The sequence below is a fragment of the Micromonospora sp. LOL_024 genome (assembly GCF_048060415.1).
GTDB lineage: Bacteria > Actinomycetota > Actinomycetes > Mycobacteriales > Micromonosporaceae > Micromonospora.
This window is the reverse complement of record NZ_JBHMIS010000039.1, coordinates 1-19,745: the sequence shown is the minus strand read 5'-3', so window position 1 is coordinate 19,745 and position 19,745 is coordinate 1. Positions and strand designations below refer to the sequence as shown.

Below are 19,745 nucleotides of genomic sequence, written 5' to 3'. Positions count from 1 at the left end.
GGATGATGCGGGCGGCTGGTGGATTGTTGCTTGATTTCGGGGGCGTGCTGGCGGATGCGCCGGTCGGCGGGGCGGCGGCACCGGACATGGTGCGGCGGGTCGCTGAGGTGGTCGGCGGGGAGGTATCCGAGGAGCGGATCACCGCCGACCTGATCGAGGGCGCGCGGGCGTACTCGCTGTGGCGGGACGAGATCAGCGCCTCGGCCGAGCCGATCGAGCTGCCGCACAACCGGGTGTGGGCCGACTTCGTCACCCAGGGCTGGCCCGAGGCGGCGCGGGCCGCCGTCGAGCGGGAAGCCACCCCCCTGGCGTACGCGTGGACGTGGCGCATCGAATGGGAGGTGCGCCCGGGCATTGCGGAGGCGCTCCGGGCAGCCGCCGAGGCGGGAGTGCCGATGGCGGTGGTCAGCAACACCCTCTGTGGTGCGGCCCATCGCGACTTCCTCGCCGCCGCCGGGCTCTCCGGGTTATTCGAGTTCGAGTTCTACAGCGACGAGACGGGGCTGCGGAAACCCAATCCACGCTTCGCGCAGGTGGCAGCCGAGGCGATCGGCGTACCCATCGGGGAGTGCTGGTTCGTCGGGGACAGCCTGCATCGGGACATCGCCTGCGCCCGGCGGGCCGGCGCCGGTGCGGCCGTCCTGATGCGTTCGCCCCGCACCGACCGGGAACCGGAGCACCCCGAGGTGTCGCCCGATGCCCGGATCGAGGACGGGCACGGGCTGCTCGACCTGCTCCGCCGCAGCCGGGTGGCGGACCGGGCAGGTTGACGGCGCATCCTAAGCAGCTGACGTCCGGGCAACCAGCTTCGCCGCCGCGACACCGCTGCTGACGGCGGCCGGTCACCGGGTGCTGGTCCCTGACGCCCGGGGTTACGGCAGCACCCGGTTCCGGTCCGACGGAGCGATGCGCAACGGTCAACCGGCCGCCCTGGCGGTCGACACCATCGCGTTCCTGGACGCTTCTAGATCTGGGAGCCCGGCAAATACCCGAACGCCGGATCGTCTCTCAGCTCTGCGGGTGGTGCGGGTCAGCGGCGCTTGGTGTGTTCGACGAAGGAGCGCCAGGCGGGCGGGGCGAAGGCGAGCACCGGGCCGGCGGCGTCCTTGCTGTCGCGTACACCGATCACGCCGGGCAGGTTGTCGGCCACCTCGACGCACTCACCGCCGGCGCTGCGGTTGGACTTGCGCCAGGTCGCGCCGGTCAGATCGTGGACCACGACTCCATCACTTCCTTCATCAGCAGCTCGGACTGTCGCTTGGGGAGGGCCACGCTGCGGATGCCTTCCCACCTCGCGAGCAGCGTAGCGATCTCGTCGGCCTTGTCGATGGTCGCGCCGCCGACGTGGTTTTCGAGGTGCCCGACCCACTCGCCCTCGGCTCCACGAGCCAGGGTGAGCGGACCAGCATGCCCGACGTGCACGCTCACCTCGGCCGAGATCACGTGCACCAGCACGCCGCCGCGCTTCACACAGTCGAGCAGGTGAGCGATCTGCTGGGTCATGATGCCCCGGAAGCTCTCGTCGGCCCGACGCAGCGCGGCCTCCTCGATGACCGTGATGAGGATCGGCGGATCCGGCTGGGTCAGGATCGCCTGGCGGTCCATCCGCACCGCCAGCCGCCGCTCCACCTCCTCGTCGCTGAGCAGGTCGTCGGCGCGGATCACGGCACGGGCGTAGTGCTCGGTCTGGAGCAGTCCCGGGATCAGCGTGGGGTGGTAGCAGCGCAACTGCGTGGCGCCGCGCTCGGCGTCGAGCCAGGGTCGCAGCCAGCCTGGCTGGCCGTGCAGCTCGGCGATGCGCAGCAGCCCGAGCAGCAGCCCGTCGCTGTTGAGCACCTCGTCGGCCCGCTTGAGGAAGAGCCGGTCGTACGGGCGCTGCCCCAGCTCGATCGCGGAGATCTGCGAGCCGGAAAAGTGCACCTGCTTGCCGAAATCCTCCTGGGTCAGGTCGGCGGCCAGCCGTAGCCGGCGCAGCTGCGCCCGGATCAGTTCAGCGGTCGGCTCGGATTCCACAACGCCTCCACGGTCTCCTCGGCTGCTCGGATGGCTTCCCGGCCCCGGTCGGCGTTGCCACGACCAGCATGAATGCCTTCCGACAGTAGCCGGCGTGTCACCACACTGTCACTCGGCGGTCCTGCTCCCATCCACCGGGGACGGGGTGGGGCTGCGCCGGGGCCGCCCCGACCTCCCCGTGCCGGGGCGGCCCCTTCCCCGCCATCGGAGGTCGAGATGCCCAACCCGAACCAACTCCCGCTGCCGCGCCGTGGCCCGTACGCCAACCGACCTCGGCGGTACCCGTTGAACGGTCCGCAGCATCTGCCGCTGCGCCCGCTCTGGTTGTGCCGCGCCTGCGGACGTTCGTGGCCGTGCGCCGAGGCACGGCTGCTGCTCCGCGTGGAGTACGACGACCGCTGGCTCGACCTGGCCGTCTACCTGTCCGGGCTTTACTACGAGGCGACCCACGACCTGTTCCGGCTGAATCCCGAGGGCGGCCCGACGCCGCGCGAACTGTTCCAGCGGTTCGTGGCCTGGGGGCCGTACCGCCGGCCGGCCGTTGCCCTGCCGCCGGCCTGCACCGGCCGCTGCCGCACGGGCTGATTGTGCGGCTGCGCCGCCTGCCGCGGCGATCGGCCTGCCAGTCGCGGGCGGCGGGCTTCCTCGACAAGGAGGTCGTCAACCGGTCCGTCGTCGAACCGGACGTGCCACTGTGCCGGGACTGAGCCTGGCTGCCGCACCGCACGGGAGCCAGGGACAGGCGGCCTCCGACTCGGCCCTGCCCGTCAGCGCGGACCGGAGCGCGCCACCCGGAAACCCACGTCGTCGACGGTGAAGGTCGGATGGCTGCGGCGGCGTACCGAGGCGCGGCAACTCCAGTGCTCGTCGAACCAGCCGCCGCCACGCAGCACCCGGTAGCTGCCGTAGACCTCCGCGTCGTAGACGTCCCAGCACCAGTCCCACACGTTGCCCAACATGTCGTACAGGCCCCAGGCGTTGGGCCGCCGGCCGCCCACCTCGTGAGGGTGCCCGTCGGAGTTGTCGCGGTACCAGGCGATCTCGTCGAGTGGCCCGTAGCGCGGCCCGGTGGTGCCGGCGCGGCAGGCGTACTCCCATTCGGCCTCGGTGGGCAGCCGGTACCCGTCGGCGGAGTCGTCCCACCCGACGTCCTCGCCGTTCTCAGGGTCCAGGTGGTAGGCGGGCCGTAGCCCTTCCCGCTGCGAGCGGGCGTTGCAGTAGCGGATCGCGTCCCACCAGGAAACGCTCTCGACCGGCAGTCGGTCACCGCGAGCCGCGCTGGGTTGCGCACCGGTGACCAGCGCATACTCCGCCTGGGTCACTGCAAAGGCGGCGATATGGTACGCCTCGACCTCCACCGGCCACCGACGCTGCGTACGCCGATCCGACAGCGTCACCCGGCCTGCTGGGATGGGGATCATCACACTCGCAGTGTGGATGACCTCTGACACGTTCCCGCCTGCGGGGGCAGACCGGTGAGCGGCTCGGTGCCACACTTCCCGGTGTTAAGAAGGGGCCCCGCAACTACCGCAGGCGTTAACGAGGGGCCCTTACTTACTTCGAAGGAGTTGCATGCGCTGGCGCAGTTTCGTCGCGGTCGGGGACAGCTTCACCGAGGGTCTGGACGACGCCTACCCGGACGGCAGTTTCCGGGGCTGGGCGGATCTGGTCGCCACCAGGTTGGCCGCCGAGGTCGGTCCCGACTTCACGTACGCCAACCTGGCCATCCGGGGACGGACCTTCCCCAGCGTGGTCGCCGAGCAGGTGCCGGCCGCGTTGGCCATGAAGCCCGACCTGATCAGCTTCGCGGCCGGCGGCAATGACGTGCTGCGCCGCAGCTTCGACCCGGAGGCCCTGGTCAGCCGCTACGACAAGGTGATCGGCCGGCTGCGCGTGGGCGGTGCCGACGTGGTGCTGTTCCGGTTCGCCGACCTGATGGCGCGGCTGCCCGGTCAGCGGCTGATCGCGCCCCGGGTCACCCTGCTCAACCGCGCCGTCGGGGAGACCGCCGAGCGGCACGGCGCGATCATGGTCGACCTGTACGCCGACGACACGTACCTCAACCCGATGCTCTGGAGCACCGACCGGCTGCACCTCTCGCCGGCCGGGCACCGCCGCGTCGCCGGCCAGGTGCTCACCGCGCTCGGCGTCGGCTGCGACGAGGAGTGGCTGCTGGTGCCGCCGAACCCGGAGCCCACCCCGTGGCTGTCGGCGCGCACCGCCGACCTCCGCTGGGCCGGCCGACACCTGGCCCCCTGGATCAAGCGCCGCCTGACCGGCCGCTCCTCCGGCGACACCCGCACCGCCAAGCGCCCCACCCTCACCCCGCTCTCCGACTGACCCCACCCCACCCCACCCCACCCCACCCCACCCCGTCCCGTCGATCTAGGGCTTCTTGTCGTTGCAGGAGATCGACTAGCGGCGATTTGCCCTAGATCGACGTGGGGGTAGGGGTGGGTGATCAGTGGGTGAGGCGGGTCCAGGTGCGACTCTGGGCGGCGCCGGAGGCGAGGATCGTGGTGTTCAGGGTGGTGACGACGATGGTGTCGTCGGGGAGCACCTGCACCGAGGGTGCATCCTCGCCGTTGCCGAAGCGCTCGCGAGGCTCGGGGGCGTCGATGTAGCGCTCGCCCGTCCAGTAGCCGATGTTTCCGTACGCGGTGGTCATGGCAAGCAGGCCACCGTTGATCGCGGCCACCGAGTTCGTGTCGGGCGGTAGCTCGACCCGCTCCCGCCACGAGTCGTCAACCAACTGCCAGACCCGTTTCGTCATCGACACGCTGTACTCCGCGTCGCCCATGCCGACCAGCCAGAGGTGTTGGCCGTCCGGGGAGACCAGCAGACGCGCGGCGCCCCGCACGACCGGCAGCTGCTGCCAGGTGGATGCCGAGTCGCTGCTGACCACCACACTCAACCGGTCGCCTTCCTGGACGGTCACCCAGAGCCGGCCGTCGCCGCCCTCGATGACCTGACGGACAGCGTGCCCGTTCATGATCAGCGGGGGTTGGACCAGGGTCGCCGCCGTGCCGATCCGGGCCAGCCGGTAGCGGGAGCACGGGAGGTCGTACACGCCGTTGCCGTCCGGGCACCGCAGCAGGTAGCCGCTGCGGGTGGCCACGCCGAGCCGGGTAGCCTCCGGTGGAGACCTCAGCGGGTGCTCGGTGAAGGAGGCGCCACCGTCGGTGGTGACCAGGTATCCCTCGCCCGCGCGTACGGTCAGTGTCCGGCCGTCGACCGGCAGCAGGTGAACCGGTCCGCTCAGCAGCGGGCTGTTCACCGCGTCCGGCAGCGGCGTGCGCTGCCAGGTCTCGCCACCGTCGGTGGTCCGGGCGAGGTCACGCCGGCAGTCGGTCCGGCCGAGGTCGTCGGTCCGACCGCAGGTGTCGAAGAGGGCCCAGCCGTGCCGGGCGTCGACGAACCGCAGTGTGTCCAGCCTTCCGGCGACCCCCACCGGGTTGACCTTCCGCTCAATCGGCCGCCCGTCGGTTGTGGGGGACGGCGCAGGGGTGGGCGGATCACCATCTCGGTCCCGGCCGGCGACGGCATATGCTCCCGGGCCGGCCAGTATCAGCGCGACCAGGCCGGCGAGCAGGCCACGGCGTCGACGCCGTCGATCGTGCACTCGGCGTCGGGCGGCCGCTACCCCAGGTGGGCGGAAGGTGGGCACGACCTTCGCCTCGAAATCGGCGAACAGCTCGTTCAGGTTGATCTCACGCACGGCCGGCCTCCTGCCGCTCGGTGAGGTGACGGGCCAGTGCCGCCCGGCCTCGCGACAGCCACGACTTCACGGTTCCCTCCGGCGCGCCGAGCTGGTCGGCGATTTCCGCGACGGTGAGCTGGACAAGGTGGTGCAGGACGACCGCCTGGCGCTGGGCGGTCGGCAGGGTGGCGAGCGCCGCCAGCAGCACCACCCGGTCAGGGCTCGGGCCGGGCACGTGCTCCTCCCGCTGCCGGGCGAGGTGGCGGACGGCGGTGCGGACCCGACGCAGCCGGCTGGTTGCCAGGTTCCAGGCGACCCGGCGGACGAAGGCGGACGGGTCGTCGTACCCGCTGATCCGATTCCAGCGTTCCAGCGTCCGGCAGAACGCCTCCTGGGTGAGGTCCTGTGCCTCGGCGTGGTCACCGAGGTACGCGTAGAGCTGCACCGCCACGCGGCGGAAGTGCGCCTGGTAGAACTCGCTGAAGTCCACCGGCGGTGGGGCGGCCCCTGGCGGCCGTGCGGTCATGGCAGTCCTCGGTGTCGGCGGGTCTCCCCACTGTCACGTGCCACGGGCCGCATCCGCTGCACCCGATTTTTGAGGAACGGCCGAGGATCGCGCGTACCTTGGGCATCATGTCTGTGCCAAACGATCCCGATCCCCGACTTCAGTTCTACGCGGACCCGCAGCGGCTGGTGACCACCGACTGGCTGGCCGATCACCTGGGCGACAGTGGGTTGGTGGTAGTCGAGTCCGATGAGGACGTGTTGCTCTACGACAGCGGCCACATTCCCGGTGCCGTCAAGGTCGACTGGCATCTGGAGCTGAACGACCAGGTGACCCGGGATTACCTGGACGCCGAACGGTTCGCCGAACTCTGCGCCGCCAAGGGCATCGGCCGCGACGACACGATCGTCTTCTACGGCGACAACTTCAACTGGTGGGCCGCGTACGCCCTCTGGGTCTTCACTCTCTTCGGCCACCGGGACGTGCGGTTGCTCGACGGCGGCCGGCAGAAGTGGATCGCCGAAGGGCGGGAGATGACCCGCGACAAGCCGGCCCGGCCTCGGGCCCAGTACCCGGTGCCGCAGCGCGACGACGCGCCGGTGCGGGCGTTCCGCGAGGAGGTGTCGGCGCATGTGTCCGCCGGCCGGCCGCTGGTGGACGTGCGTTCGCCGGGCGAGTACACCGGCGAAATGCTGCACATGCCGGACTATCCGCAGGAGGGCGCGCTGCGCGGCGGCCACATCCCGGGCGCGGTCAACAAGCCGTGGAAGTCCGCTGCCAACGACGACGGCACGTTCAAGTCGGCCGAGGATCTGCGCACCATCTACGCCGACCAACTCGGGCTGGGCACGGACGACGACGTGATCGCGTACTGCCGGATCGGCGAGCGGTCCAGCCACACCTGGTTCGTGCTGCGGCACCTGTTGGGCTACCCGCAGGTGCGCAACTACGACGGCTCGTGGACGGAGTGGGGCAACCTGGTTCGCGCCCCCGTCGTGCAGGGCCCCGAACCGAAGTAACGATCATCCGGGGGCGGGGTCGCGAAGGTAGCGCTGGATGGTGGGGGCCAGCCAGGCGATCAGTTCGGCCGGGGAGATGTCGACCATCGGGGGGAGTCGCAGTACGTAGCGGGTGAGGGCCACGCCGAGGAGCTGGCTGGCGACCAGGCCGGCCCGTCGGGGGGCCTCGTCCGGGTCGGCGACCATCCGGGCCACGGCGGTGCCGAGTTGGTTGGCGAAAATCGCGCGTACCCGCTCGGCTCCGCTCGGGTTGGTGCTGGCCGTGCGCAGCAGGGCCGGCAGCGTGGCGTCTCCCTCCCAGCGGGTGAAGAAGTAGCTGACCAGCGTCTCGCCGAGGCGGTCGGTTGGCACGCCGCTCAGGTCAGGTAGCCGCAGGTCGAATTCGGCCGCCGTGGCGAACAGCCCTTCCTTGCTGCCGTAGTAGCGCATCACCATCGACGGGTCGATCCGTGCTTGTGCGGCGATGGCCCGGATCGTCGCCCGGTCGTAGCCGTCGGCGGCGAAGCGTGCCCGGGCGGCCCGCAGGATGGCCGCCCGGGTCGCCTCCGAGCTGCGCCCGCGTCCGCCCTCGGCTGCCGGCTGCGTCGCCGGCTCCCGCTCCGGCTGGGGTACGCCCTCAGTCATGTACCCGACCGTATGCCAACGAGCGTTGACTTACCAGCGCGGGGCGGCCTAGCGTTGCCTACATGTGTTGGCCAACAAGTGTTGGCACCCCTCTTGAGGGAGGTCGTCATGCTGCCCGAACGAACGGATGTCCTGATCGTCGGCGCCGGCCCGACCGGGCTGACCACCGCACTCACCCTGGCCCGCAGAGGCGTCGAGGTCACCCTGCTCGACCAGCGGGAAACACCGGCGGTCACCTCACGGGCGGCGGTCGTGCACGCGTACACCCTGGAGGTACTCGACCATGTCGGGGTCGGCGAGTCGCTAATGGCGCGCGGGCTGCGGTCGACGCGGTTCGCCGTCCGCGACCGGGACCGGACGCTGGTCACCGTGCCTTTCGACCGGCTGCCCTCCCGCCACCGATACGCATTGATGGTCTCCCAGTCGGTGACCGAGGAGGTACTCACCGGCGGGCTGGCCGAGGCGGGGGTGCGGGTACTGCGCCCGTACCGGCTGACCGGGCTGCACCGCGACGGCGACCGTACAGTGGCGGACTTCGACGGCACCACCGTCCGCGCCCGCTGGGTCGTCGGCGCCGACGGCATCAACAGCACCGTCCGTGAGCTGGCCGGCATCCCGTTCACCGGGCCGGCAGGCTCCGAGGAGTGCTTCGTCCTGGCCGACGTACGCGTCGACAGCGCCCTGCCCCGCGACGGGGCCTCCATTTTTCTCGCCCGGGGTGGCCCCATGGTCTGGGCGCCCCTGCCCGACGGGCGGGTCCGCCTGGTCGCCACGGTCACCGATCCACCCGCCGAACCTGACGCGGCGTACCTGCAACGGCTGCTCGACGAGCGGGGTCTACGGCGGCGGCCGGACCGGGTACGGGACGTGCTCTGGTCCTCGCGGTTCCGGCTGCACCGCCGGGTTGCAGGCACGTTCCGATCCGGGCCGGTGCTGCTGGCCGGCGACGCCGGACACGTGCACAGCCCGGCCGGCGGGCAGGGCATGAACCTCGGCATCCGCGACGCGGTCGACCTCGGGCAGACCCTGGCCGAGGTGTTGGCCGGTGCCCCCGAGGCGCGGCTGGACTCCTACGCCGCCCGCCGCCGCCCGCTCGCCCACGAGGTTGCCGGCTTCGCCGACCGGCTGACCCGCCTCGCCACCGCGCCACCCTCGGTCCGCCCGGCCCGGGACGCGCTGCTGCGCCTGGTCTCGGTGCTGCCGCCGGTCCGGCAGTGGATCGCGCTGCGGCTGTCCGGCCTTCACCAGCGGCGGTCCCGCTGACCGGCCCGGGGTGAGCGCTGGCGGCTGGCGGCGCTGACGCCCGGCGGCTGGCGCGTTCGGCGGGGTCGCCGACGGAGCGCCGGCCGGTCGTCTCCGGTTGCGATGTTCCCGGTAATCGGACTGACGGGTAACCAGGGCGACACGCCGTGGTCGGCCGGGTCTAGGCTTGCCCGGTGACGCTGGAGCAGCAGGCCCGAGGCGCGAGCAGCGGGGCCACGGGGGCGGGACGGCGCCGATCCCGCAAGGACGAGATCCTGGAAATCGCGGTGGGGCTGTTCGCCTCCCGTGGCTACCATGGCGTGTCGATGGACGACATCGGCGCGGCTGCCGGAGTGACCGGCCCGGCGCTCTACCACCACTTCGCCGGCAAGGAAGCGATGCTGGTCGCCGCGCTGGTGCCGGTCAGCGAAGGGTTGTTGGAGGGCGGTCGGCAGCGGGCCGTCGCGCACCCCGGCGACCTGCGTGCCGTGCTCGAGTCGCTGATCGACTTCCACGTCGAGTTCGCGCTGGCAAACCCGGCCGTCATCGCTCTGCACCTGCACGAGCTGGACCGGCTCCCGGAGGAACCCCGGCGGCGCATCCGCCGGCTCCAGCGGCTCTACGTCGAGGAGTGGGTCACCGTGTTGACCGCCCTGCACCCCGGGCTGCCCGACGGTGAGGCACGGGTGTTGGCGCACGCCGCGTTCGGCCTGATGAACTCCACCCCGTTCCTCGGCGGCGAGGTCGACCGTCGACGCCGGGCCGAGCTTCTGCGCGCCGCCACCCTGGCTGCGCTGCTCGCCCCCACCGAGCCCGCCTGACGCTCCCCGCGCACCACGTTGTCTTCTGTGGGGCACCCCTGATCGACACCAGGCGTCAACAGGGGTCTCTTCCCCGTCTCCTGGGTGGCGTGGTTCGCTAGCAGGCGATCCCACCATCTGGACGCTCGGAGGAACCATGATCGAGTCGCTGCTGGTCGCCAACCGGGGCGAGATCGCCCGCCGCATCATTCGTACCGCCAAGCGGCTGGGCGTCCGTACGATCGCGGTGCACTCGGAAGTCGACGCGGACCTTCCGTTCGTGGCCGAGGCCGACGAGGCCGTCTGTGTCGGACCGGCCAACCCGGCGCAGAGCTACCGCAACGCCGAGGCGATTCTCGCCGCCGTCAAGTCGACCGGTGCGCAGGCCATCCACCCCGGCTACGGCTTCCTGTCGGAGAACGCCGACTTCGCCCGTACCGTCGAGGCCAGCGGCCTGATCTGGGTCGGACCCGGCGCGCACGCGATCACCGCAATGGGCGACAAGATCAACGCCCGGAATTTGATGGCCGCAGCGGGCGTGCCGGTGGCGGCCGGGACCACCGAACCGGCGGCGGACCTGGCGGCGGCGGTCGCCGAGGCGGCCGAGATCGGCTACCCGGTGATGGTGAAGGCCGCCGCCGGTGGTGGCGGCATGGGCATGGGCGTCGCCACCGACGAGGCCGCGCTGCGCACCGAGTACGACAAGGTGCGTGCGTTCGCCGAGCGGATGTTCGGTGATGGCTCGGTGCTGATCGAGCGGTACTTTCCTCGGGTACGGCACGTCGAGGTGCAGATCCTCGGCCTGGCCGACGGTCGGGTGGTGGCTCTCGGGGAGCGGGAGTGCTCGGTACAGCGGCGCAACCAGAAGCTGGTGGAGGAGTCGCCCTCGCCGGCCGTCTCGCCGGAACTGCGGTCGCGCCTGCTGGCCGCCGCGGTACGAGCCGGCGAGGCGGTCAACTACCGCAACGCGGGTACGGTCGAGTGCCTGCTGGTCCCGGGCCAGCGGGACGGCTCGGACGCCGACGAGTTCTACTTCCTGGAGATGAACACCCGACTCCAGGTCGAGCATCCGGTGACCGAGCTGGTCTACGGCCTCGACCTGGTCGAGGAGCAGCTTCGGGTCGCCGCCGGTTTGGCGCCCACCTTCGACCCTGACGCGCTGACCCCGCGCGGTCACGCCATCGAGATGCGGATCAACGCCGAGGACCCGAAGCGGTTCCTGCCCGGTCCCGGCGTGATCAAGACCTGGGTCGAGCCGACCGGTGAGGGCGTCCGCGTCGACTCCGGCTACGTCGAGGGGAACACCGTCACCCCGTTCTACGACAGCCTGATGGCCAAACTTGTCGTCAGCGCCCCCACCCGCGCCGAGGCCATCACCCGAGCCCGCGCTGCGGTGGACGCCTTCGAGCTGGCCGGCCCCAAGAACAACCTTCCCTTCTTCGCCGAACTACTGGAGAACCAGGAGTTCACCTCCGGCACCTACGACACCACCCTCGTCTCCCGTATGCGCTGACCGCTCCAGCCGGCGTCCGCTGCCCCGCCAGCCCGGCTGATCCAGAGCTTCGCGTCGAGATCCGCGAGGACACCGACGCGAAGCTCTGGATCAACACCGGTGGGGGCGGGCGTGACATGCTGGAGTAGTCAGCGACAGGGACGTGTCACAGCGAGGTGGCCGCATGGCGGAGATGCCGGAGTACGTGTCCATCCGAGAGGTCGGGCCGCGTGACGGGCTGCAGAACGAGGAGCCCATCCCGACCGGAGCCAAGGTGCGGCTGCTCGACGCGCTCTCCCGCACCGGCGTGCAACGGATCGAGGCGGTGTCGTTCGTGCACCCCAAGGCCATCCCGCAGATGGCGGACGCCGACCAGGTGTGGCAGCGGGCGACGCGAATCGACGGCGTTCGATACTCGGCGCTGGTGCCGAACACGCGCGGCGCGCGGCGCGCACTCGCCGCCGGCTTCACCGAGATCGAGGTAGTCGTCTCGGCCAGCGACACGCACAACCAGCGCAACGTCAACCGCTCCACCGGCGAGTCGCTGGACGACATCGCCGAGCTGATCGACCTGCTGCACGGTGCCGGCGCCCGCGCCGAGGTGATCATCGCGACCAGCTTCGGCTGCCCGTACGAGGGTGACATCGAGCCGGGTCGGGTGGCCGCCATCGTGGACCGGGTGGTGCGCGACGGCGCCGACCGCGTCGCGTTCGGCGACACCACCGGCATGGGTACGCCCCGACGGGTCCGTGACCTGCTCACCGTCGTACGCGACCGTGACCCGAACATTCCGGTGCTGCTGCACTTCCACAACACCCGGGGCACCGCGCTGGCCAACCTGCTGACCGCGCTGGAGCTGGGGGTGACCGAGTTCGACGCGAGTGTCGGTGGTCTCGGCGGCTGCCCCTACGCCCCCGGAGCCAGCGGTAACCTGGCCACCGAGGAGGCCGTGCACATGCTGCACGACATGGGTATCGGCACAGGCACCGACTTGGATGCCCTGATCGACGCCGCCACCCTCGCCGAGCAGCTCACCGCCCGTCGCCTCCCCTCGGCCATCCTCCGCGCCGGCCCCCGCACCCGCCTCACCCCCACCCCCGCGTCGATCTAGGGACAAATGCCGTTAGTCGATCTCCAACAACGCTGATCGCTCCTAGATCGACGCAGGGGTGGGGTGGGCCGGGGTGGGTGAAGTGGGGTAGCCTAACGATCGTTCAGGTGGGTTGGGGTGGGGAGCCGCTGTGACGGGTGATGGTGAAGGGCTGGAGCAGCTCGGTAAGCGGGTCCGGGCCGGTGGAGCCGACAAGTATCATGCGGCGAACGCGGCCAAGGGCAAGCTGTTTGCCCGGAACCGGGTCGCGCTGCTCGTCGACGAGGGCAGCTTTGTCGAGGACGGGCTCTACGCCAACGCCCTCGCCGAGGGTCTGCCTGCCGACGGCGTGGTGACCGGGACCGCCACCGTCGACGGCCGTCAGGTCTGCCTGATGGCGAACGACTCGACCGTGAAGGCAGGCAGCTGGGGTGCGCGCACCGTCGAGAAGATGATCCGGATCATCGAGCGGGCGTACGACACCGGCGTGCCGATGGTCTATCTGGTCGATTCGGCTGGTGCCCGGATCACCGACCAGGTCGAGCTGTTCCCCGGGCGGCGCGGCGCCGGCAAGATCTTCTGGAACCAGGTCCGTGCCTCCGGCTCGATTCCGCAGGTCTGCGCGCTGTTCGGGCCGAGCGCGGCCGGCGGTGCGTACATTCCCGCGTTCTGCGACGTGGTGGCCATGGTCGACGGCAACGCCAGCATGTACCTCGGCTCCGACCGGATGGTCGAGATGGTCACCGGCGAGAAGACCACCCTGGAGGCGATGGGCGGGGCGAAGGTCCACTGCACCGAGTCGGGTGTCGGGCACTTCCTCTGCAAGACCGAGGCCGACGCCCTCGACGTGGTCAGGCGTTACCTGTCGTACCTGCCGGCGAACTGGACCCAGCAGCCGCCGACCGCGCCGGCCGCCAGCGCGCCGGCCACCGTGGACCTCGCCGCCCTGGTGCCGGCGAGTGAGCGGCAGGCGTTCGACATGCGGCGGTACGTCAAGGGCCTGCTCGACGAGGGTTCCTTCTTCGAGATCCAGGCGCTTTGGGCCAAGGAGCTGACCGTCGGCTTCGGCCGGTTGGACGGCGAGGTCGTCGGCGTGGTCGCCAACAACTCGATGTTCAAGGGTGGCGTGCTCTTCGTCGACTCGGCCGACAAGGCGACCCGGTTCGTGCAGCTCTGCGACGCGTTCAACGTGCCGCTGCTGTTTCTGTCCGACGTGCCCGGGTTCATGGTCGGCAGCGCGGTGGAGAAGCAGGGCATCATCCGGCACGGAGCAAAGATGATCACTGCGATCTCCGAGGCGACTGTTCCCAAGATCTGTGTGGTGGTTCGTAAGGCGTACGGTGCCGGGCTCTACGCGATGGCCGGGCCGGGCTTCGAGCCGGACGCGACCATCGCGCTGCCCACGGCGAAGATCGCGGTGATGGGCGCGGAGGCCGCCGTCAACGCGGTCTACGCGAACAAGATCGCCGCGATGGAGGACGAGGCCCAGCGGGCCGCCTTCGTCGCGGCGAAGCGGGCGGAGTACGACATCGACATCGACATCGTCCGGCTCGCCAGCGAGCTGGTGATAGACGCGATCGTCGAGCCACCCGAGCTGCGCGCCGAACTGGTCCGCCGGTTCACCGCCGCGCGCGGTAAGCAGCGGCACTTCTCCCGTCGCCGGCACGGCGTCACCCCCGTCTGAGCCGTTGAGCCGGCACTCGTCGGCATCGATCACCACAGCAGCACGATCCCGTCCGGCGTCACGAGCGACCGACGGGCCGTCCACCCAGGAGGAACCCGATGGACTTCCGGCTCAGTGAGGAGCACGAGGCACTGCGGGACAGCGTGCGGGACTTCGCCCGCGAGGTGGTCGCGCCGGTCATCGCCGAGCACTACGAGCAGCGCACCTTCCCTTACGAGATCATCCGGCAGATGGGCAAGATGGGGCTGTTCGGGCTGCCCTTCGCCGAGGAGCACGGCGGCATGGGCGGCGACTACTTCGCGCTCTGCCTGGCCCTGGAGGAGTTGGCCCGGGTCGACTCCAGTGTGGCGATCACCCTGGAGGCGGCGGTCTCCCTGGGCGCCATGCCGATCTACCGGTTCGGCACCGACGAGCAGCGGGCCCGGTGGCTGCCGAAGCTGCTCAGCGGCGAGGCGCTGGCCGGCTTCGGCCTGACCGAGCCGGGCTTCGGTTCGGATGCGGCCGGCACCGAGACCCGGGCCGTGCTGGACGAGGCGGCGGGCGAGTGGGTGATCAATGGTTCGAAGGCGTTCATCACGAACTCGGGCACCGACATCACCACCCTGGTCACCGTCACGGCGGTGACCGGCATGCGGTCCGACGGTTCGAAGGAGCTGTCCACCATCATTGTGCCGAGCGGGACGCCTGGCTTCACCGTCGCGCCCGGCTACTCGAAGGTCGGTTGGACCGCCTCCGACACCCACGAGCTGACCTTCGACGACTGCCGGGTGCCGGCGGAGAACCTGCTCGGCGAGCGTGGCCGGGGCTTCGCCCAGTTCCTGAGGATTCTTGACGAGGGCCGGATCGCAATCGCCGCACTGGCCGTGGGGCTCGCGCAGGGCTGCGTCGACGAGTCGATCAGGTACGCGAAGGAACGTCACGCCTTCGGCCAACCGATCGGCAACTACCAGGCGATCCAGTTCAAGATCGCTGACATGGAACTGAAGGCGTACACGGCGCGGCTGGCCTACTACGACGCCGCCGCCCGGATGCTGGCCGGTGAGCCGTTCAAACGGCAGGCGGCGATCGCGAAGCTGCACGCCAGCACGATCGCCGTGGACAACGCCCGAGAGGCGACCCAGATCCACGGCGGTTACGGCTTCATGAACGAGTACCCGGTGGCCCGCTTCTGGCGTGACTCCAAGATCTTGGAAATCGGCGAGGGTACGTCCGAGGTGCAGCGCATGATCATCGCTCGGGATCTGGGTATGTGAGCCGTAGGTCGCATCGATAGCCGTCTGTCCAGGGCCGATCGCCGGTCGTCCCCTGTCGGGTTTCGGCACGAGGTCGTCGGGTGGCCGACGATCCCGTGTGCGATGTCGGGCCTGGCCCGTAATGTCCCTGCTCATGACGTCGGGTCATGATCGTCCCTCCGGTCCGCCCGCGCACACCGGCCTGCCGGAGTTGTTGCGGGCCCACCGCCTGGCCGTCGGCTCCACCCAGGCCGATCTGGCGGCTCGCGCCGGCGTCGGCGTACGAACGGTTCGCGACCTGGAACGCGGTCGTTCCCTGCGGCCGCAGCGCACCACCGTCGAATTGCTCGCCGGGGCGCTCGGCCTTGCCGGGGCGGACCGCCGGGCGTTCCTGGCCGCCGCCCGAGGCGGTGGTACCGCGACGCCACAGCCCGACGTCGCCCCACCGCCGGGGCTGCCGCCTCCGCCCGAACTGATCGGCCGGGAGCGCGACGTCGCCGAGCTGTCCACGCTCCTGACCGAGTCGCGCGGCCCCCGGGTGGTGAGCCTGGTGGGGCTGGCCGGTGTCGGCAAGACGGCGCTGGCGTTGGCGGTGGTCCACGCGGTCGCTCCGGCCCACCCCGGCGGCACCGCCGGGGTACTGATCGGCGCCGGGTCGGACGCCGCCGACGTGCTCGCTGCCTCGATGACCGTCTTCGGCGCCGCGAGGGTCACCGAGCTGGCCGCCCGGCTCGGCGGCCGGCCAGCCCTGCTGCTGGTCGATGCCGCCGAACGGACGTACTCGACCGGCTGGACCTGGCCTGCCGCAACGGCGGCATCCGGTTGCTGCGGCAGGAGGAAGAGTTGCTATACGTCCTGTCGGTCCGCCGGAGCCGACCTCCGGCGGACGGGGTCGCGAGGAACGGCCGGGCGAGACGCCCGGCCGGCCGGCGACGGGGACGGTGGCGCGGACGAGGAAGCCCCCTGTTGCCACCCCTCGCTCATCGCCCGCGCCACCCACTGCGCCCCCGCTTCAGCGAGATTAGCCAGGGTCGGGCAGAGAATCTGCCGGGGTTTGATGGCCTATCGTCTGTTGCCCGCAGGGTTCTGCCGGTCTTTCTGCCGGTGAGGTCACGCTCGGCTGGCTGCCCGTTACACAGCGGGTCCGGGCCCGGTGACGTGGGTGGGCGGCCGGTCAGAGATCAACCCTGGCGGTGGTCACGTTGTGCCCGGAGGTCGGCCCGCCCCGGCCTGAACGTCGTCCCCGGGCGAATTCCCGTCCGGGGACGTGGGTTCGCGCTCGACGGGAGTGGAGCTGCTGCCGGCGGTGGCGCAGGGATGGACGGCGTCCCGGACCCGGCGCAGGCCGTCGAGCAGTGCGTTCAGCGCCGGCGGATCGAGTTGGCCGGTGAACCAGTCCTCGATGAGTTGAAGATGCCCGGGCAGGCTCTCGTCGAGCCGACGCAGGCCGGCGGGCGTTACGACCGCGTACGAGCTGCGTCGGTCGGAGGGGCAGGCGCGCCGGGTGATCAGCCCGTCGCGCTCCATCCGGTCGACCACCCGGGTGACGCCACTTGTCGAGAGCGAGGTCTGGGCGGCGAGATCGGTCATCCGCAGCTGGTTGCCGAAGGACCGGGAGAGCCGGGTCAGCACCTCGAACTCGACCGGTGACAGGTCGTGGTCTTCGAGCTGGTTGGTGAATCGGGCAGACAGCCCGGCATGTACCTCGAAGAGCAGGCCCACGGCCGTGATTCGAGGGTCGTCGAACACGTTCGGGTTCACCAGCCCATCCTACCAGTATTTGACACAAGGAATATTGCTCAGACTATAGTTGCTGACGCAGCCGTTGGGCTACTAAACAATCTCCGGAAGGCAGTCTCTGATGACCAGCAGCACCGAGTCGGTTACCCGCGAGTGGAACGGCCTCACCATCCCGGCGGCCGGCACCTACCTGCTCGATGCGGCGCACAAGCGGGTCGGCTTCGTCGCCCGCCACATGATGGTGAGCAAGGTGCGCGGTGAGTTCGCCGACGCGAGCGCCACCGTCACCATTAACGACGAGCCGCTGGAGTCCTCGGTCTCCGCGACCATTGGGGCAGCCAGCATCAACACCGCCCAGGCCGACCGGGACGTGCACCTGCGCAGCCCGGAGTTCCTCGACGCCGAGAAGTTCGCCACGCTGGAGTACCGCAGCACCGGCGTGAAGTCGCACGAGGGCAACGAGTTCGTCCTGGCCGGAGAGCTGACCATCAAGGACGTCACCCGTCCGGTCGACCTTAAGGTCGAGTTCGAGGGCGTTGGCCGCAGCCCCTTCGGCCAGGACATCTTCGGATTCTCCGCGAGCGCCGAGATCGACCGTGAGGATTTCGGCCTCACCTGGAACGTCGCCCTGGAGTCCGGCGGCGTGCTGGTTGGCAAGAAGATCAAGATTGAGATCGAGGGCGAGGCCATCCGCCAGGCCTGAGCCCCGTACTGTCCCGACAGGCCCGCGCCCGCACCGCGTGGGCCTGTCGGCTTCCGCCGCCGCCCGGCGTGCCGCGTAGGCGCGCCGGATCGTCTGCAAGCTGGTGCGAATTGTCACAACTTGATCCCTGATCGGCGTGCATTCCCACCATCCCGGCCGGGTAGGAAATTCGGCGGAGCGCCCGAGCCGGGCGCATCGAGGAAGATCCACTCGAAGGCGTGACCGACTGCGGAAATGAATCGATTCCCGCTGGTGGCCGGGCTCGGCGTTCCACCGAGTATGGTTCACAATGCGCTGCGGGGCGGCACCGCTCCGTGGCGTCGCGCGCGCCGGGAGGACACATGGGCAGGGATGTCGACCGAGTCGCCTTCTCCCGGGAGGATCGGATTCGGTACCGGCAGAAGGTCCGCCGCTGCCTGGACGTGTTCGCGTTGATGCTGGACGACTTCGGCTTCGACGCCGACCGTCCGATGACCGGGCTGGAGATCGAACTCAACCTGGTCGACCCGGCCGCCGAACCGGCGATGCGCAACGAGGAGATCCTCGCCGCGATCGCCGACCCGCTGTTCCAGACTGAACTGGGGCAGTTCAACCTGGAGTTGAACGCCAACCCGCGCCTGATCTCCGGTGTCGGCTTCGCCGATTACGAGCGCGACCTGCAGGCCAGCCTGAGTCGGGCGAACCACCGGGCGTCGGAGTCGGACACCCGCATCGTGCTGGTCGGCATCCTGCCCACGTTGACCGAGCGCCACCTGGTGGCGGACAACATATCCACCGACGAGCGGTACCGGGTACTCAACGATCAGATCGTCGGTGCCCGGGGCGAGGACATCGAACTCGACATCCGGGGCGTCGAGCGGCTGCGGACCCACAACGACTCGATCGCACCGGAGGCCGCCTGCACCAGCCTCCAGTTCCATCTGCAGGTCGCGCCGGACAGCTTCGCCGACTACTGGAACGCCTCGCAGGCGATCGCCGCGGCGCAGGTGGCGGTCGGCGCGAACTCGCCCTTCCTGTACGGCCGTCAGCTCTGGGCGGAGACCCGGATCGTCCTGTTCGAGCAGGCCACCGACACTCGGCCGGACGAGCTGAAGGCTCAGGGCGTACGCCCCCGGGTCTGGTTCGGTGAACGCTGGATCACATCGATCTTCGACCTGTTCGAAGAGAACGTCCGCTACTTTCCGCCGTTGCTACCGATCTGCGAGAGCGAGGACCCAGTGGCGGTCCTGCACGCCGGCGGCGTACCCGAACTGGCCGAGTTGCGGCTGCACAACGGCACCGTGTACCGCTGGAACCGACCGGTCTACGACATCATGGACGGCCGTCCACACCTGCGGGTCGAGAACCGGGTACTCCCGGCCGGACCGACCGTGGTCGACATGCTGGCCAACGCCGCCTTCTACTTCGGGTTGGTCCGCGGCCTGGCCGAAGCCGACCGGCCGGTCTGGAGTCAACTGACCTTCAGCTCCGCCGAGGAGAACTTCCATGCTGCGGCCCGGCGTGGCATGGACGCGGTCCTGCACTGGCCGCGGCTCGGTGAGGTGCCGGTGACCGCCCTCGTGCTCGACGTTCTGCTGCCGATCGCCGCGGCCGGTCTGGACGCTTTCGGGGTGGCCCCGGCCGAGCGCGACCGCCTCCTCGGCATCATCGAGCAGCGCTGCCGTAGCGGACGCAACGGCGCGGTATGGCAGACCGCCACCGTGTGGGCCGCCGAACGGCACCTGGGCCTGGACCGTCGTGCCGCCCTGCACCACATGCTGCAGCGCTACGCCGAGTTGCAGCTCACCAACGAGCCGGTGCACACCTGGCCGTTCGACTGACCGCTCAGCTGCGTACGGTCGCTAGTGTTCTGTTTCGTAAATAGCTAGCCGTTTAGTAGGCTCTGCGTGTGACACGTGCTG

20 protein-coding genes are annotated in these 19,745 nt (G+C 70.3%); 13 read left to right on the top strand and 7 right to left on the bottom strand.

Features of this window, described 5'->3' with window-relative positions; all coding sequences use genetic code 11:
- The first annotated feature begins 2 nt into the window (after positions 1 to 2).
- The gene (locus ACFHWY_RS24925; RefSeq protein WP_416582687.1) at positions 3 to 770 is read left to right on the top strand and encodes an HAD family hydrolase; all 768 of its coding nucleotides are present in this window, start codon (positions 3 to 5) and stop codon (positions 768 to 770) included.
- Between the two features lie 260 nt (positions 771 to 1,030).
- Here ACFHWY_RS24925 and ACFHWY_RS24920 read toward each other — a convergent pair whose 3' ends face one another.
- Positions 1,031 to 1,219 carry a DUF397 domain-containing protein gene (locus tag ACFHWY_RS24920; protein WP_416582686.1) on the bottom strand — a complete coding sequence of 63 codons (189 nt, stop codon included), beginning with the start codon at positions 1,217 to 1,219 and terminating at the stop codon, positions 1,031 to 1,033.
- On the bottom strand, positions 1,204 to 2,013 hold the full coding sequence (locus ACFHWY_RS24915; RefSeq protein WP_416582685.1) for a helix-turn-helix domain-containing protein: 810 nt from the start codon (positions 2,011 to 2,013) through the stop codon (positions 1,204 to 1,206). The genes ACFHWY_RS24920 and ACFHWY_RS24915 overlap by 16 nt, the downstream gene beginning before the upstream one ends.
- 216 nt (positions 2,014 to 2,229) lie before the next feature.
- On the opposite strand from ACFHWY_RS24915, the gene ACFHWY_RS24910 reads away from it, so the two are divergent.
- Positions 2,230 to 2,598 (top strand): hypothetical protein, encoded by a 369-nt coding sequence (locus ACFHWY_RS24910; protein ID WP_416582684.1) that lies wholly within the window; start codon positions 2,230 to 2,232, stop codon positions 2,596 to 2,598.
- Positions 2,599 to 2,780: 182 nt separating this feature from the next.
- Here the strand turns inward: ACFHWY_RS24910 and ACFHWY_RS24905 are convergent, their stop codons facing one another.
- On the bottom strand, positions 2,781 to 3,434 hold the full coding sequence (locus tag ACFHWY_RS24905; RefSeq protein ID WP_416582703.1) for a formylglycine-generating enzyme family protein: 654 nt from the start codon (positions 3,432 to 3,434) through the stop codon (positions 2,781 to 2,783).
- Positions 3,435 to 3,585: 151 nt separating this feature from the next.
- On the opposite strand from ACFHWY_RS24905, the gene ACFHWY_RS24900 reads away from it, so the two are divergent.
- Positions 3,586 to 4,353: an SGNH/GDSL hydrolase family protein gene (locus ACFHWY_RS24900; protein ID WP_416582683.1), complete on the top strand. Its 768-nt coding sequence runs from the start codon at positions 3,586 to 3,588 to the stop codon at positions 4,351 to 4,353.
- A gap of 121 nt (positions 4,354 to 4,474) precedes the next feature.
- On the opposite strand, the gene ACFHWY_RS24895 is transcribed toward ACFHWY_RS24900, so the two are convergent.
- Entirely contained in the window at positions 4,475 to 5,731 is a 1,257-nt protein-coding gene (locus ACFHWY_RS24895; RefSeq protein WP_416582682.1) for a hypothetical protein, read from the bottom strand.
- Positions 5,724 to 6,239 (bottom strand): SigE family RNA polymerase sigma factor, encoded by a 516-nt coding sequence (locus ACFHWY_RS24890; protein WP_416582681.1) that lies wholly within the window; start codon positions 6,237 to 6,239, stop codon positions 5,724 to 5,726. Before ACFHWY_RS24890 ends, ACFHWY_RS24895 begins: the two co-directional genes overlap by 8 nt.
- A gap of 107 nt (positions 6,240 to 6,346) precedes the next feature.
- Here ACFHWY_RS24890 and ACFHWY_RS24885 point away from each other — a divergent pair, with 107 nt between their 5' ends.
- Positions 6,347 to 7,237: a sulfurtransferase gene (locus tag ACFHWY_RS24885; RefSeq protein WP_416582680.1), complete on the top strand. Its 891-nt coding sequence runs from the start codon at positions 6,347 to 6,349 to the stop codon at positions 7,235 to 7,237.
- A 3-nt stretch (positions 7,238 to 7,240) separates the two neighbouring features.
- Here ACFHWY_RS24885 and ACFHWY_RS24880 read toward each other — a convergent pair whose 3' ends face one another.
- Positions 7,241 to 7,861 carry a TetR family transcriptional regulator gene (locus tag ACFHWY_RS24880; RefSeq protein WP_416582679.1) on the bottom strand — a complete coding sequence of 207 codons (621 nt, stop codon included), beginning with the start codon at positions 7,859 to 7,861 and terminating at the stop codon, positions 7,241 to 7,243.
- Between the two features lie 108 nt (positions 7,862 to 7,969).
- Here ACFHWY_RS24880 and ACFHWY_RS24875 point away from each other — a divergent pair, with 108 nt between their 5' ends.
- The 7 genes from ACFHWY_RS24875 to ACFHWY_RS24845 all read left to right on the top strand — a co-directional run bounded on the left by ACFHWY_RS24875 (position 7,970) and on the right by ACFHWY_RS24845 (position 16,509).
- Complete coding sequence (locus ACFHWY_RS24875; RefSeq protein ID WP_416582678.1) at positions 7,970 to 9,124, top strand: FAD-dependent oxidoreductase; 1,155 nt, start codon at positions 7,970 to 7,972, stop codon at positions 9,122 to 9,124.
- Between the two features lie 173 nt (positions 9,125 to 9,297).
- Positions 9,298 to 9,924 carry a TetR/AcrR family transcriptional regulator gene (locus ACFHWY_RS24870; protein ID WP_416582677.1) on the top strand — a complete coding sequence of 209 codons (627 nt, stop codon included), beginning with the start codon at positions 9,298 to 9,300 and terminating at the stop codon, positions 9,922 to 9,924.
- Between the two features lie 136 nt (positions 9,925 to 10,060).
- On the top strand, positions 10,061 to 11,416 hold the full coding sequence (locus tag ACFHWY_RS24865; RefSeq protein WP_416582676.1) for an acetyl-CoA carboxylase biotin carboxylase subunit: 1,356 nt from the start codon (positions 10,061 to 10,063) through the stop codon (positions 11,414 to 11,416).
- Positions 11,417 to 11,579: 163 nt separating this feature from the next.
- Entirely contained in the window at positions 11,580 to 12,506 is a 927-nt protein-coding gene (locus tag ACFHWY_RS24860) for a hydroxymethylglutaryl-CoA lyase (protein WP_416582675.1), read from the top strand.
- A 130-nt stretch (positions 12,507 to 12,636) separates the two neighbouring features.
- Entirely contained in the window at positions 12,637 to 14,169 is a 1,533-nt protein-coding gene (locus tag ACFHWY_RS24855; RefSeq protein WP_416582674.1) for an acyl-CoA carboxylase subunit beta, read from the top strand.
- Positions 14,170 to 14,267: 98 nt separating this feature from the next.
- On the top strand, positions 14,268 to 15,422 hold the full coding sequence (locus tag ACFHWY_RS24850) for an acyl-CoA dehydrogenase family protein (RefSeq protein WP_416582673.1): 1,155 nt from the start codon (positions 14,268 to 14,270) through the stop codon (positions 15,420 to 15,422).
- A gap of 133 nt (positions 15,423 to 15,555) precedes the next feature.
- The gene (locus tag ACFHWY_RS24845; protein WP_416582672.1) at positions 15,556 to 16,509 is read left to right on the top strand and encodes a helix-turn-helix domain-containing protein; all 954 of its coding nucleotides are present in this window, start codon (positions 15,556 to 15,558) and stop codon (positions 16,507 to 16,509) included.
- An 89-nt stretch (positions 16,510 to 16,598) separates the two neighbouring features.
- On the opposite strand, the gene ACFHWY_RS24840 is transcribed toward ACFHWY_RS24845, so the two are convergent.
- Entirely contained in the window at positions 16,599 to 17,162 is a 564-nt protein-coding gene (locus ACFHWY_RS24840) for a MarR family winged helix-turn-helix transcriptional regulator (RefSeq protein ID WP_416582671.1), read from the bottom strand.
- Positions 17,163 to 17,262: 100 nt separating this feature from the next.
- On the opposite strand from ACFHWY_RS24840, the gene ACFHWY_RS24835 reads away from it, so the two are divergent.
- Positions 17,263 to 17,844, top strand: coding sequence for a YceI family protein (locus ACFHWY_RS24835; RefSeq protein ID WP_416582670.1), 582 nt, complete (start codon positions 17,263 to 17,265; stop codon positions 17,842 to 17,844).
- A 341-nt stretch (positions 17,845 to 18,185) separates the two neighbouring features.
- Positions 18,186 to 19,664: a glutamate--cysteine ligase gene (locus tag ACFHWY_RS24830; RefSeq protein WP_416582669.1), complete on the top strand. Its 1,479-nt coding sequence runs from the start codon at positions 18,186 to 18,188 to the stop codon at positions 19,662 to 19,664.
- Positions 19,665 to 19,745: the final 81 nt, after the last annotated feature.